This is a genomic window from Novosphingobium sp. GW835-FHT14H07, assembly GCF_058793515.1.
The window spans coordinates 1-13,333 of sequence record NZ_JBXAFX010000025.1; the positions used below are offsets into that span (position 1 = coordinate 1).

Annotated in this window: 11 protein-coding genes and 1 tRNA gene; 10 read left to right on the top strand and 2 right to left on the bottom strand. The window is 60.5% G+C overall.

Features of this window, described 5'->3' with window-relative positions; genetic code table 11:
* The first annotated feature begins 468 nt into the window (after nucleotides 1-468).
* The 5 genes from AC1Q5P_RS17380 (at nucleotide 469) to AC1Q5P_RS17400 (ending at nucleotide 6,215) form a co-directional block, all read left to right on the top strand.
* Nucleotides 469-2,466 (top strand): ATP-dependent nuclease, encoded by a 1,998-nt coding sequence (locus tag AC1Q5P_RS17380; protein ID WP_066846528.1) that lies wholly within the window; start codon nucleotides 469-471, stop codon nucleotides 2,464-2,466.
* Nucleotides 2,463-4,139 (top strand): UvrD-helicase domain-containing protein, encoded by a 1,677-nt coding sequence (locus AC1Q5P_RS17385; protein ID WP_492519607.1) that lies wholly within the window; start codon nucleotides 2,463-2,465, stop codon nucleotides 4,137-4,139. Before AC1Q5P_RS17380 ends, AC1Q5P_RS17385 begins: the two co-directional genes overlap by 4 nt.
* A 657-nt stretch (nucleotides 4,140-4,796) precedes the next feature.
* Nucleotides 4,797-5,195, top strand: a complete 399-nt coding sequence (locus AC1Q5P_RS17390) for a single-stranded DNA-binding protein (protein WP_066559831.1) — start codon at nucleotides 4,797-4,799, stop codon at nucleotides 5,193-5,195.
* Nucleotides 5,196-5,318: 123 nt separating this feature from the next.
* Nucleotides 5,319-5,756, top strand: coding sequence for a hypothetical protein (locus AC1Q5P_RS17395; RefSeq protein WP_066559829.1), 438 nt, complete (start codon nucleotides 5,319-5,321; stop codon nucleotides 5,754-5,756).
* Between the two features lie 237 nt (nucleotides 5,757-5,993).
* Complete coding sequence (locus tag AC1Q5P_RS17400; RefSeq protein ID WP_066559827.1) at nucleotides 5,994-6,215, top strand: hypothetical protein; 222 nt, start codon at nucleotides 5,994-5,996, stop codon at nucleotides 6,213-6,215.
* A gap of 591 nt (nucleotides 6,216-6,806) precedes the next feature.
* Here AC1Q5P_RS17400 and AC1Q5P_RS17405 read toward each other — a convergent pair.
* Together AC1Q5P_RS17405 and AC1Q5P_RS17410 are read right to left on the bottom strand one after the other, a co-directional pair.
* Nucleotides 6,807-8,015, bottom strand: coding sequence for a tyrosine-type recombinase/integrase (locus AC1Q5P_RS17405; protein ID WP_492519608.1), 1,209 nt, complete (start codon nucleotides 8,013-8,015; stop codon nucleotides 6,807-6,809).
* Nucleotides 8,016-8,217: 202 nt separating this feature from the next.
* Nucleotides 8,218-8,291 (bottom strand) — tRNA-Gly (locus tag AC1Q5P_RS17410).
* Nucleotides 8,292-8,409: 118 nt separating this feature from the next.
* Between AC1Q5P_RS17410 and AC1Q5P_RS17415 the strand changes: the two genes are divergently transcribed.
* The 5 genes from AC1Q5P_RS17415 (at nucleotide 8,410) to AC1Q5P_RS17435 (ending at nucleotide 13,327) form a co-directional block, all read left to right on the top strand.
* On the top strand, nucleotides 8,410-8,532 hold the full coding sequence (locus AC1Q5P_RS17415; RefSeq protein WP_255355097.1) for a hypothetical protein: 123 nt from the start codon (nucleotides 8,410-8,412) through the stop codon (nucleotides 8,530-8,532).
* 76 nt (nucleotides 8,533-8,608) lie between these two features.
* On the top strand, nucleotides 8,609-10,417 hold the full coding sequence (gene peaA / locus AC1Q5P_RS17420; RefSeq protein WP_492519609.1) for a quinohemoprotein amine dehydrogenase subunit alpha: 1,809 nt from the start codon (nucleotides 8,609-8,611) through the stop codon (nucleotides 10,415-10,417).
* Nucleotides 10,414-11,868, top strand: a complete 1,455-nt coding sequence (peaB, locus tag AC1Q5P_RS17425) for a quinohemoprotein amine dehydrogenase maturation protein (protein WP_492519610.1) — start codon at nucleotides 10,414-10,416, stop codon at nucleotides 11,866-11,868. Before peaA ends, peaB begins: the two co-directional genes overlap by 4 nt.
* A complete protein-coding gene (gene qhpC, locus AC1Q5P_RS17430; RefSeq protein ID WP_039331741.1) occupies nucleotides 11,865-12,191 on the top strand; it encodes a quinohemoprotein amine dehydrogenase subunit gamma in 327 nt (108 codons plus the stop codon). Before peaB ends, qhpC begins: the two co-directional genes overlap by 4 nt.
* A gap of 47 nt (nucleotides 12,192-12,238) precedes the next feature.
* Nucleotides 12,239-13,327 carry a YncE family protein gene (locus AC1Q5P_RS17435; protein ID WP_492519611.1) on the top strand — a complete coding sequence of 363 codons (1,089 nt, stop codon included), beginning with the start codon at nucleotides 12,239-12,241 and terminating at the stop codon, nucleotides 13,325-13,327.
* The last annotated feature ends 6 nt before the right edge of the window (nucleotides 13,328-13,333 follow it).

Sequence of the window (13,333 nt, forward strand, 5' to 3'; positions counted from 1 at the left end):
ACATCAACCCCCAGACGAGGCTCGCTCTCCGCTAATCCACGCCCCGATCTGTGCCAAATGTCTCGACGACGGACACTTCAGCCAATCACGAGTGAACAATGCGCCTTGGAACACTAAGACCCTCCATACTTTGAGTGGAGTAGCCGAACTTACATCGACTTACACCCAAACTGTGATTGTCATGCACAATGAACGACCGCGTCCCACGCCCAAGGTCTGCCTCGAAGCCCAGAGGAAGGAGCCCGAGCGGGATATGCCACGCCTTGGACCGAAAGCGGACCGTAGCCCGGTGACCCGTTTAGCGATCAGTGCACCGCGCTCGCCGGCTGATCACGGAATTCATCAAGCCACCCGGGATCGAGTGACAGGCGATTCCGGTTCAATTCGATAGCAAACTACTTCCCCCTTGTGTCAGGATGGCCCTACAGTCACCTTCGAGATCTTCGAGCCATTTGAGATAATGACCGCATGCGCCTTGAGAACATTAAGATCCGAAACTTCAGGTTGCTGCGCCGACTCTCAATCGATCTCGCCCAGGACAAAACGACGACCATTTTGGTGGGGCCGAACAATAGCGGGAAAACCTCAGTAATGGAGGCTCTCCGGCTGTTTATCGGGCAAGGAGCCGAGGCTCCTAAAATCTCCTTCCACGACCTCTCTCAGCTTCGCCACCGGGACCTGAAGCGGATCGAGCGAAAGGTTGCGGCTGAAGCTGATCCAGAAAAGAAGATTGAGCTGCTTAGGCGGCTTACACCGCGTATGCGGCTCGATCTGACCTTTTCCTATGGCGAAGATCCCGCCGACCTCGTTGCAGCCACCAAGCTTTTGATGGACCTTACGCCTGGCACAAGCAGAGTGCGAATGCGGATCGACTATCGACTGGAGAACGCGAAAAAGCTTCTCGACGAGTTTGGGGCCAGGCCTCGCAAAGACGTCTCGCTGTGCGACTATCTGAAAGAGACGTTCAGAGATCATTTCAAACGCGTTTTCTTCAAAGTGTCCCCTGACGGCAAAGAAGTGGAACAACTCGAAGACGGCAATTTGCTGAAATCCCTACTGCGCATCGACATCGTGCCCGCTCAGCGGCACGTCGATGACGATGAGGGAAGCCGGTCCGCGAAGCTCTCAAAACTTCTCCACGATCATTACGAACGCTTCTATCGGGTCGATGACGCTGCCGGTTATCAAGCGATCGAAGATGCACTCACGGCGAGCGCAGGCGACCTTACGGGGATGTACGGCAAAGCCTTTGGCCGTTTGACGAAGCGCCTTCAGAGTTTTGGCTATCCGCCAGGCCAAAAAGCGCCGGACCTGAGGGTACGTGCTGAACTGAGCGCAGAAACAATTTACCGTGACAATGCGCGAATATATTATGCCAGCGAACACGCCGAAAAAGAAGGAGTAATGGAGGAGTTCGAGCTGCCCGAAAAATATAACGGGCTCGGCTACAAAAACCTGATTTACATTGTCCTGCAGCTGGAGTCCTTCCGCGCTGCGATCGACGCGACGATGGGCGACAAGCCGCGCGTTCATATAATCGCGATTGAAGAACCCGAGGCGCACCTGCACCCGCAGATGCAGACGGTTTTCATCAGCGAGATTTCGAAGGTTTTGGAAACGGACGGAGGGACGACAGCACAAGTTCTGCTCTCCACACACTCGTCCCACATGATCGCTCATTCTGAGTTCGAGCCCGTGCGCTATTTCCGCAGGGTTGGCCGTCAGGTCGTCATGCAGGACCTTTCGCAGCTACCGCTGCCACCAGACAACCCCGACCTTCTCGACTTCCTGCGCCGCTATATTCGACTGACTCATTGCGATCTGTTTTTCGCGGACAAGGCCATCTTCGTGGAAGGCCAGGTCGAGCGGCTGCTGCTCCCAATGATGATTGAGGAGCAAGCCAAGGTGGCTGGCTGCGAGACGCTCGGAAGTCAGTATGTCAGCATTTCTGAGGTGGGCGGGGGGCACGCCCATAAGTTTAAGCCGATCATCGACTTTCTTGGCATTCCGAGCCTGATCATTACCGACCTGGACTCGGTCGATGACGGAGGAAAAAAATGCCCGGTCGCGACGGGGAAAAGCACTAGCAACGCCTGTCTCCGCAAATGGATTCCCGAGAAGGAAACCGTCGAAGAATTGCAAGCCTGCGATAATGCGGCCAAGACGCAAGGCTGCATTCGGGTTGCCTATCAGGTCACCCAGGACGGGCATTGTGGTCGTTCATTCGAGGAAGCATTCATCTACGCCAACATCACTTGGCTGACTGACAATCATGCCAAGCTCAGCACGACTAAGGCTGCCGTCAAGAAAGCGATAGACGCAGGCCTGACAGCACAAGCGTGGGAGTTGAGCGGCAAGCTCGGGAAGGTCGATTTCGCCCTCGATCTGATGGGCGCACCAGGCTGGGAGATTCCCCTCTATATTCAACAAGGCCTCCAATGGCTGGCCGAGCATCCCGCAAAATGATGACGGAAGCGGACGAAAAAATCCTGGATTGTCTGCACACGCGACAGAGCTTCCTGATCGACGCCGGGGCGGGCTCGGGCAAAACATCGTCCCTCATTCGCGCTCTTGATTTCATTCGAGGACCGGACCGTTCGAGCGTTATCGGGGAAGGCCAGCGTGTGGCCTGCATTACTTTCACGAATGTAGCAAAGAATGAGATCATCGAGCGTACAGAGCACGACCCCTTGTTTGTGGTCTCAACGATCCACGACTTCTTATGGGCCTCGATCAAAGACTTTCAGAAAGAGCTGAGGCCGGCCCTTCTTGCGTTCAATGACCGGTTGCCTGCAAGCAGCCGCAGAAAGCAAGATCAGGAGGAATTGGCAGAAGCTTTAAAGACGGTACCGACGATCGCCTACTCCGATCGCGGCGCAAACTTCTTGGAAGGCCGAATTTTTCACGACGACCTTTTGGGCGTGGCTCACATTATGTTCCACGACCATCCGCTTTTATCGAAATTGGTCGCCGCTCGATTCCCGTTCATATTTGTAGACGAATACCAGGACACTGATCCGCTGGTTGTCTCCGCCCTGTTGGATCATCTTCTTAAGACAGAGCATCCCCCGCTGATCGGTTTCTTTGGCGACAAGATGCAGAACATCTATTCGGGAGGGGTCGGCGAATTGTCGGCCGATCAGCAGGCACAGCTGGTTCAAATCAAGAAGGAGGAGAACTATCGGTGCTCCAAGGCGGTGATCGACGTTCTCAACAAGGTCCGAACTGACATTCAGCAGGAGCCAGCGGGTGCCAATTTACCGGGGGGCGCGGTGTATGTCAGTCTCACCGGCACGGCTCCGGACGCGGACATTGCCGAACTCGCCGTCCAGAAAGCGCAGGATGTCTTCGGCTGGAGTGTACAGGGCGAGTTGAAGGTTCTATTCCTCACTCACCGCCTTATCGCCCGCAAGGCCGGATATGCCGATCTATTGGCAGCCTTCGCCAGTCGGGGAAGCTTTACGCAAGATAAGTTTCAGAGCGGCGAAGACCCGATTGCAGCCTTCTTCCTTAAAAAAGTCGAGCCATTTATTACTGCTTGGCGTGAAGGGCGGGTGGGGCGCGCTATCAGTTCATTGAAGGAACGCCCGATCCCGATCGCGGGGGCAGCCGAGAAGGCGCGAGTGAAGGCGGCCCTAGATGACCTCATCAAACTAATTGATGCCGGAGGAACGATTGAAGCAATCTTAATGCATCTGCGGGCAGCGCAATTGGTCACACTCCTTGATGACTTGGAAGCGGCCGTGGCAGGCCCTGTGGTGGCTGCCGAGGCAGGATCGCCCGAGGCAGCGCATCAGGCCTTTCTGGATCTTCTTCTGGCGGTGCCCTATCTGGAAGTCAGTCGTTACCGCGCCGTGCTGGAAAACAGCATGCCGTTCTCAACCAAACACGGCGTGAAAGGCGATGAATTTCAGAACGTGATCGTGGTTTTGGATGACGCTGGCGCGAACTGGAACCAATACTCGTTTGGCAAGCTGCTGGCAGGAACCGACACCAGCGAAAGCCGGGAGCGGAGAACCCGCCACCTCTTCTATGTTTGTTGCTCGCGCGCCAAAGACAAGCTGATTGTGGCTGACCTCGGGGTTGGGGCCCAGGCCAAAATCGAGGCGCTTTTCGGGGCCAGCGCGGTAGCCATGTGATCAAGTGGCAGCGCATGTTGGACAGGCCGCTAGTACGAGCCCCAGGTCATCGTTGAACTATGCAGCGATGCGCGTGCCAACCGCGACTTCCGATTCACCAGCAGCGACGGCGTTTTGATCCTGCTCCTGCACTGCGGGCCATCGGCCCGACGGACGACCACTTTTAAGGACGATGCGAGCCATGTCGAAAGGCTACCTAGAGGGCGCATTACGGACTTATCTGCCTCAAATTACGCTGCCGCTGAGCACTTTGCCCTGTGATCGTTCCTGCACATGTTCGGGTCAGCCCCCGATCTCGATGTGGCGTTCGAGAACGAGCAAGACCGAGAAGCAGCCTGCAACTTCATGGATCTCCTGGAGGCATCGGAGGGCGATGGCGTTAGCTGATTGCAGGAAAGGTCAAGTGAGCCTGCAGACCCACACCCGATACCCATCCGGCTTTAGTCGCGAACAGTCCTGAACCAGGTCAGCTGAGGACGGCAACCCGTTCCTTTCCGGCCGTGTTGGCAGCTGCGCTGCCTGCCCGCACCACCCGTCATGAACAGGTTTCCCTTCGGCCCTTCAGGCCTTCGGTGCAGTCCTCCCATGCCCTGCTTCTTCTGGATGTTCGCAAGCCGGAGATGGTCTCCGGTTTGAGGAACTGAAGGAACCTATTTCATGACCAATATCGCCATCCTCACCGGCCGCCTCGCCCGCGATCCGGAAGCCCGTACGACCCAGAGCGCCACCAACGTCACCGGGATCACCGTCGTCACCGATCGCCCCGCACGCGACAAGGATGGCAATACCTACAAGGACGAGAACGGCTACACCGCCAAGGAAAGCGAGTTCCACCGCGTGACCTGCTTCAACGGCCTCGCCAAGACCGTCGGCCAGTACTGCTCGAAGGGCCAGCTGGTATCGGTCCAGGGCCGGATCCACTACACCCAGTGGGAGGACAAGGACGGGGTCACGCGCTACGGCACCGAGATCCTCGCCGACAAGGTCGACTTCCTCTCCCGCGGCAACGGCTCCGGCGAGAACGCCGACAACAAGGATGCTCCCGGGATCGACTGACCTCTCCCGTAGATCTCTCTCCCGAAGGGGTCCTGTCCATGTGGGACAGGGCCCCTTTGTGGTGTATGAAAACCCAGAGATTTTTCAGTAATCGTTTGCAAAAGCGGTGCTACGAAGAATGCCATGAATGACCAGACGATCACTTGCTATCCGGGTGAGGGTGCGACCGCTGCCGAGATGGTGGCTCTTGCCGATGAGTATCGGATTGCGGCCCAGTTTCTCGTGCAGAATGGACGGCCCAAAGTGCCCAGCTCGCGGGCACCGTTTCGCATGGTCGCAATCCATGCGGTCGAGCTTTACCTCAACGCATTCCTTCTCCGATCGGGTCACAGCGCGGGCCAGGTGCGGGGTCTCCAGCACAACCTCGCGGCAAGGGCGGACCTAGCGGTGCAGATTGGGCTGGTGCTAAGGAAGCGGACGCGGGAACACCTGCATACCATGTCGCAGTCACGCGAATTTCTTGTCACGCGATATGTGCCCGGCGGAACCACCCTGTCGGAGATCAATCGTCTTCAGGCGACGCTCACAGAGGTCGCGCAGAAGGTCTCGGCAGCAATCTAGCTCGGGACTGGAGGGGAGGGGGCCTGGCTCACGTTCTCCCATTCTGATGGCCGTGCAACCGGCGCGTCAAGGACGGCAGGGTCCCACCATTTTGCCTCCCCTTCGCTGCGCTACGGTCCGACAAAATCGTTACCCCTACCGCCGCTTCGCGGTCGCCCTTTGGGCGATCCCTGACCCGCCGGTCACACGCCCATCCGTCCTGCTCCTGCCGTCAACGGCAGACATCAGGAGGATATCATGGCTTCAATTTTTCGAACCAGTTCGAACTCGGAACGCTACTTTGCCGCGCTGGCTGTGGCAGAGCGGCGGGCGCTGCACAGCTTCTTCGATCAGCACATCGTTGAGGACCGCGAACTTGGATACTTCGCTCTTGACGAGGGCGACTACAACGCTCTTCCAGCGCATCTGGCAGCGCGCGTGGTGCATACGATCCACGGGGCGATGCTCGATGAGTTCTGACCGGACAAGCAGGGCAGGGACCGGGAACGGTTCCTGCCCTTTTTCTTGTTCGCAGGGGTAGGAGTGATGGGCATCCCCGATCGTTATGCGCCCCAGCTCCTTTCGATCTCTGGACGGCTCGGTAATGACTACTTGGTCCCCATGATCCGCTCAAACGACCGGGCAATTGCCCCCCCTGAGCAATGGCCCGCCGAGAGGAATTCCCACATAACTAAGGCCAGTTGGTAGCCCAGCGGCGTTTTTGCCCTGAATTTCGTTTTTCCCTGCAACGACCCGGTTGCTCACGCTCCGAGAATAAGGATGCGAATTCAAGCGATTGAACGGAACTCAGGGCGTGCTGGAAACCCCCGCGCACATTGGAACTTGACAGGCACACCGTACGCAGTGGACTGCTAGATGCAAGTTATTGGCGGGATTACGGAAAATGGGAAATATCGGTCTGGTGTCAAACTGATTTGCTTGCAAATCGCGATTTGCAATCGCGTCTGCTGGGGGGATAAATACAGCCATAACAATGGTCTATCCTGACGAATTGCACGCAAGTCGCGATTTGCGCGCCAGTTGCCAGCGATCAGCTCGTTGGATCGCCCATCAGACCGATTTCGCCACGTTCCGCAGGTCGTCCAGGTAGTCACTCCACCACTGCGCCATGGCTACACGCTCCTTCCAATGGGCGCCGCGATGGTACGCAGCGCGTACCTTGTCAGTGTCGCCGTGAGCCAGAGCGCGTTCGATGGCATCGGGGTTCCATTTCCCGCTTTCGTTTAGCAGCGTGGACGCCATTGCGCGGAAACCGTGGGCAGTCATTTCGTCGGTGGCGTAGCCAAGGCGGCGCAGGCCAGCGTTGATCGTGTTGTCGCTCATCGGGCGGCGTCGGGTGCGGACGGAGGGGAAGACATAGCCGCTTGGACCGGTCAGGGGCTGGACGCTCTTCAGGATCGCAATGGCCTGCCGCGAGAGCGGAACGACATGTTCCTTGCGCATTTTGGTCTTGCCTGCCGGGATCGTCCACAGCGCCCCTGCCAGATCGATTTCCGACCATTCCGCGTGTCGTAGTTCGCCGGGGCGGACGAACACATGAGGGGCAAGTTGCATCGCGAATTTTGTGATCGGTTGCCCCTCGTAGCCATCAATTGACCGGAGCAGTTCGCCCACCCCGGCGGGATCGATGACTGCCCCGTAGTGGGTGACGGTGGGGCTTGTCAGTGCTCCCTTGAGGTCACGCGTAGGGTCGGACTTGAGGCGCGCCGTGGCTACCGCAAAGCGGAACACCGAGCCCGCCAGTTGGAGCGTTCGGCGAGCACTCTCGAGGTTGCCTTTGCCTTCGATCCGGCGAACGGCAACCAGCACATCGGCAGGCTCTATTTCGGAGATCGGCATGTTGCCGATGGACCCGCACAGGATCGACAGAAGGTATTCGCAGCGCTTGGCAGTGGCCGGTGCCCAAGCACGCTGCCCATCGCGCTTTCGCTTTTCGCAGAACTCAGCAGTGATTGCCCCGAAGGTATTTTCGGCCTCAACCTTCGCGCGGACCTTATCGCGTTGCTTCTCTCGCGCCGGGTCCTTGCCGGCTGCCATGGCCTCGCGGGCTTCGTCGCGCCGCCTGCGAGCCTCGCCCAGGCCGATCTCGGGGTAAGGGCCAATCGCCAGTTTCTTCTCACGCCCGTCAACGCGGAACTTGAACCGCCAGAGTTTTCCGCCGGTTGGCTGGACCAGCAGGAACAGGCCATGGGAGTCGCCCATCTTATAGGGCTTCGTACCCGGCTTAGCATTTCGGACGGCCACATCGGTAAGTGCCACGATTTCAATCCCTTCCATCCTGAGTGGCCCCCTGGGTGGGGGCCACTCGAATTGAGCGAAACCCACTTGGCCCCCAAAAGAGCCCCCAGATTCGCGAGATGCGGCGAGAACAGGCGGGCGCTGGCGGGACAAATGCAGTGTGAAAACCCTAGGATTTCCGAGGACTTCGTAGCATTTCCGGGATGTTGTGGGAAGGGAGGGCTGGAGCGGGTGAAGGGAATCGAACCCTCGTATTCAGCTTGGGAAGCTGCTGCTCTACCATTGAGCTACACCCGCGCGGCCGCAAAGGCTGCTTGATCCGGGGCTGCCGGATGCGCTGCCTCTGGCATGATCGAGGGCTCGTCGTCAACCTTGCGCCTGCACTTGGCCGCATTTGCACGACGCGGCTGCCGACATGCCGCTGAACAATGTGCGCGATCAGCGTATGGATCCTGGCCGGGCCATGCGCGAAGATCATCCGATAGAGCGCCAAAACCTTTTCGCACCCGCAAAAACAAAGGCGTTGACGAACTTTTGACGTCTGTCCAGTCTTTGCCCTGACACCGCGTCCGACTCGTTCCCGGACACGGCCTGCCAAGGGGGAAATCGCGACCATGACTTTGGCCGAAACTGCTGCCCGTGATCTTGCCACGGATGTTAGCCAGACCGGGGCGAAACGCCCGCACCGTCGGCATCTTCTCCAATTCCTAGCCCTGACCGCGCTCCCCGCATCGATCGTCCTGGCACAGTCGGCCAAGGAGCTGCCGCGCGATCCTTCGAACCCGGTGGAGACCGAGGCCGGCATCGCGATCAAGGACCCGCTGGTCGTCGAAAAGTGCGGCAGCTGCCATACTGCAGATGCGAAGGGGAACCTCTCGCGCATCTCCTGGGTGCGCACCACCCCGGAAGGCTGGGCGCAGGTCATCCGCCGCATGGCCTCGCTCAACGGCCTGTCGATCACCCCGGCCGAGGCCAAGGCGGTGATCCGCTCGCTTTCCGCCAGCAACGGTCTCTCGCCCGAGGAAGCCAGGCCGGTTTCCTACCTGCCCGAACACCGCATCGTGGTCGAGAGCAACATTCCCAACGAGACGATCCGCCAGTCCTGCGCGGCCTGCCACGCCTTCGCCCAGCCACTGTCGTGGCGGCGTTCGAAGGCGGAATGGGGCCTGCTGCGCAATCTTCACGTCGCGATGTATTCGCAGGCTGATGCGCAGTTCCGCAAGCCGGTCGAGGACCCGACACAGCCCGTCCCCGCCAACGGCGCGCCCAAGCCGCTCCCGGTCGAGGTCGCGCTCGATTACATGAACAAGACCGCGCCGCTGATGACGCCCGAATGGACGAAGTGGCAGGCGCGGCAATCGTCCGCGAAGCTCGGCGGCAAGTGGCTGGTAAACGCCTTCCTGCCCGGCAAGGGCCTCTACGTCGGCGAGATGATGCTGACGCCGGCCGGCACCGACGACGATTACACCACCGCCATCACCCTGAAGTCACTGACCGATGGCTCCACCCTTACTCGCAGCGGCAAGGGCCTCGTCTACACCGGCTATTCGTGGCGGGGCACGTCATCAAGCGGCCCGGCCGGCGCGCGTCCGGATGCACCGCAGGACCACGAAACGCGTGAGGCGATGCAGTTCTCGCCCGACCGCAAGAGCGCGGAAGGCCGCTGGTTCTGGGGCGACTACACCGAGTTCGGCTTCAACGTGAAGCTGACCCGCGCCGCCGCCGAACCGACTGTCGTTGCGACCTGGCCCTATGCCCTCAAGGCCGGAGCCAGGGGCGCAACGCTCAAGCTGATTGGCGATGCCTTCCCTGCAGGCCTAAAGCCTTCGGACGTCGACCTCGGCAAGGGCGTGACGGTGACCAAGGTTGTCTCCAACAGCCCGACCGAGGCGGTGCTCACGGTCGATGTCGCCCCCGATGCGACCATCGGCGCGCATGACGTCGGCATTGGCGGCTCGATTCTTGCGGCGGGCCTGCCGGTCTACAAGCGGGTGGACTACATCAAGGTCACGCCCGAAACCGCCATTGCCCGCCTCGGCGGCAGCGAGAAGCACGCGCCCGGTTACCAGCAGTTCGACGCGCTTGGCTATGACGCGGGCCTCGACGGCAAGCCCTATACCGCGGATGACGTCTCGCTGGGCCCGATCGACGTGACCTGGTCAATGGAGGAGCTGCCGACCGTCTATTACGACGACGACGTCAACTACGTCGGCAAGCTCAGCCCGACCGCACTGTTCACGCCCGCCATCGACGGGCCGAACCCTGAACGCAAGTGGGGCCGCAACAACTATGGCGAGGTCTGGGTCGTCGCCACGGCCAAGACCGAAAAGGACGCATTGGGCAAGCCGCTCAAGGGCAAGGCGTTCATGGTCGTGTCAGTGCCCGCCTACAAGCGCTGGGATCAGCCGGAGGTGGCCAAGTGACCACGATCCTCGCTCCAAAGTATCGCCGCGGCGATATCCACCTGTTCGAGGCCGATGGCGCAGGTTTCGTCTACCTTGCCTCTGCTGGCGCAATCTTCGCGCTTGATGAAGGCGCCGCCAGCGTCATGGCGATCCTTGGCGAACGGCAGATGGCCTATGGCGAGATGGTCGCCGGGCTGGTCGAAAAGGGCTATTCGCGCGCCGATGCCGAAGACCTGATCCGCGAACTGCGCGCGGTGCGGGGCATAGTCTCGGACGAGATCCGCGAAGCCCCGCTCGCCCCCGCGGCACCCCCTGAGGACTACCCGCTCCAGGCGCTGGTGCTAAACGTCACCAACCAGTGCAACCTTGCCTGCACCTATTGCTACGAATTCGGCGCGGACAAGATCGCCACGCCGGCGGGCAAGCCCAAGTACATGACGCTGGAAACGGCCAGGACCTCGGTCGACTTCCTGCTCAAGAGCTCGGGCGAGCGGGAGGTGCCGCACATCACCTTCTTCGGCGGCGAGACCTTGATGAACTTCAAGCTGCTGCGCGACGTGGTGCTCTATGCCAATGAAGCAGCGGCTGCGGTCGGCAAGCGCATGACCTACAGCCTGACGACCAACGCCACGCTCCTGACCGACGAGATCATCCAGTTCCTCTCGGACCAGGCGATCGGCGTCACCGTCTCGATGGACGGCCCGCCTGACCTGCAGGACCGCCACCGCGTCTACAAGAACGGCAAGGGCTCCTATGCGGTGATGGAACCGCGCCTCAGGAAGCTCATCGCCGGGCACAAGACCCGCGCCATCACCGCCCGCGTCACGCTGACCGAAGGCGTGACCGACGTGATCCGCATCTACCGTCACCTCAAGGATGACCTGGGCTTCCACGAAGTCGGCTTCGCGCCGGTGACGGACTCCGGCGCACAGGCCTACACGCTTGATGACGAGGGCATGGACACGGTCGTCGCCGCGTTCCACGAACTCGCCGCCGAGTGGCTCGCCTATGCTCTGCGCGGCGAGATGCACGGCTTCTCGAATGTGTCGGAAACGATCAGCGAGCTGATCCAGGGCACCAACAAGTCGCACCCTTGCGGCGCTGGTCTCGGGCTGGTGGGAGTGAGCCCTTCGGGCGACCTTTCACCCTGCCATCGCTTCACCGATGCCGATACCCACGTACTCGGCCACGTCACCACCGGCCTCGACAAGGAAAAGCGCACCGACTTCCTGACGCGCGGGCACGTTGGCGCGAAGTATGAATGTTCGTCGTGCTGGGCCCGCCCGCTCTGCGCCGGCGGCTGCCATCACGAGGCCTTCGTCCGCTACCGCGATACCGGCCACGCCAACCTGCACTACTGCGACTGGATCCGCGAATGGACCGAGGCCTGCCTCAAGATCTACGGCACCGTCGCCCAGCGTAACCCTGAATTTCTTGAACGCTTTGCTGCACGAAAGGGCTTGTCATGAAGCACCTGAAACCCCTCAACAAGAAGGCACTGCGGATCGAGGAAACGATCGCCTCGACCGAAGAGGACGTCGTCGCGCTCCAGCAGAAGCCGATGCACACGCCAATGGGCTGCTCGATCTCGTTCTCGCCCGGCTGGGAGGTCGATGCGGGCGGCGGCACGGCAGGCCTGTGCCAGCCGGCCGAGCGCGACATCTACGACTGCTACGTCACCTGCTTCTGGCCGGTGCAGGTCCCAGATCACGTCAACTACTCGCCCGACTGGGCCAGCAATTGCGCGACCGCGGCCAAGGACTGGCGCAGCCTCGACATCATCTTCCCCTGAGCGGCCCGCCTCCACTCCTGACATTTCAGCATCGGAAGACCCGACCCATGAAGAAACTTGGTCTCGCGCTCCTGCCCCTTCTTGCGACCGCCGCGCCGGCGCACGCATCGACCGTGTTCATGGGGTCCTACCCCGACAAGATGCTGATCGTCGACGAGGCGACCGGCGAGATCAAGGATCGCATCACGCTGGCCTCTGGCCTGCCCACCGCGATGCGCATCTCGAACGACAGCAAGAAGATCTACGTCTCCACGATCACCACCAGCGGCATCGAGGTGATCGATACGGCGACCAGGAAGGTGGTCAATTCCTTCAGCCTGAATACGCCGACCGTGCGCTACCGCTTCGGCGGCGGCGTGCCCGATCCCACGGGCCGCTTCTTCTACACGATGATCCAGAAGTTCGAGAAGCTGCAGGATCGCTGGACCGTCAGCCCGCAGACGTTCGGCGTGATCGACCTGACGAAGAAGGCCGTCGTGCGCACCGCAGACGTGCCCGACGAGGACGTCCGCAACGGCGCTGGCCGCGGCAACTACATGCTGTCGAAGGACGGCACCACGCTGTTCCTGATCCGCGACAAGGTGCTGGTCGTCGATACCGCATCGCTCAAGGTAAAGGATCGCCTGGAGTTCTCGAAGCCCGAGGCGACCGGCATCGAAGGCGTCAGCTTCGGCGGCGGCGTGGAGACGTTGCGCAATCCTGACCAGTACGTTTCGATGTTCACCGCGCAGGACCCCTACATCCGCAACAAGGTCTATGGCGTGGGTCGCTTCGATCTCGTCACCAAGACTTTCGACTTCCGCCCCATTGGCCCCGCCCCGGTCGGCGGCGGCATGGCCGGCCTGCAGGTATCGAAGGACATGAAGGAGGGCTGGACCGTCGTCACGCAGGAGAAGGTCGGCAACAAGCGCTGCGAATTCTGGCACCTCGACCTCACCACCAACCTGGTCAAGAACAAGGCCGAGTTCCCCTGCCGCACGCGCTTCCAGTTCGGCATGTCGGGCGATGGCAAGCTGCTCTACATCTATGGCGCCAGCTACGACATCGAGATGTACGATGCGCAGACCCTGAGCCACGTCAAGACCATCGACCTCGGCAACGACACCACCGGCGCGGGGATGATCATAACCCAGTGACGTCGG

Coding starts and splice junctions, on each gene's coding strand:
- AC1Q5P_RS17380 (WP_066846528.1), top strand. CDS start 469: ATGCGCCTTGAGAACATTAAGATCCGAAACTTCAGGTTGCTGCGCCGA.
- AC1Q5P_RS17385 (WP_492519607.1), top strand. CDS start 2,463: ATGATGACGGAAGCGGACGAAAAAATCCTGGATTGTCTGCACACGCGA.
- AC1Q5P_RS17390 (WP_066559831.1), top strand. CDS start 4,797: ATGACCAATATCGCCATCCTCACCGGCCGCCTCGCCCGCGATCCGGAA.
- AC1Q5P_RS17395 (WP_066559829.1), top strand. CDS start 5,319: ATGAATGACCAGACGATCACTTGCTATCCGGGTGAGGGTGCGACCGCT.
- AC1Q5P_RS17400 (WP_066559827.1), top strand. CDS start 5,994: ATGGCTTCAATTTTTCGAACCAGTTCGAACTCGGAACGCTACTTTGCC.
- AC1Q5P_RS17415 (WP_255355097.1), top strand. CDS start 8,410: ATGCCGCTGAACAATGTGCGCGATCAGCGTATGGATCCTGGCCGGGCC.
- peaA (WP_492519609.1), top strand. CDS start 8,609: ATGACTTTGGCCGAAACTGCTGCCCGTGATCTTGCCACGGATGTTAGC.
- qhpC (WP_039331741.1), top strand. CDS start 11,865: ATGAAGCACCTGAAACCCCTCAACAAGAAGGCACTGCGGATCGAGGAA.
- AC1Q5P_RS17435 (WP_492519611.1), top strand. CDS start 12,239: ATGAAGAAACTTGGTCTCGCGCTCCTGCCCCTTCTTGCGACCGCCGCG.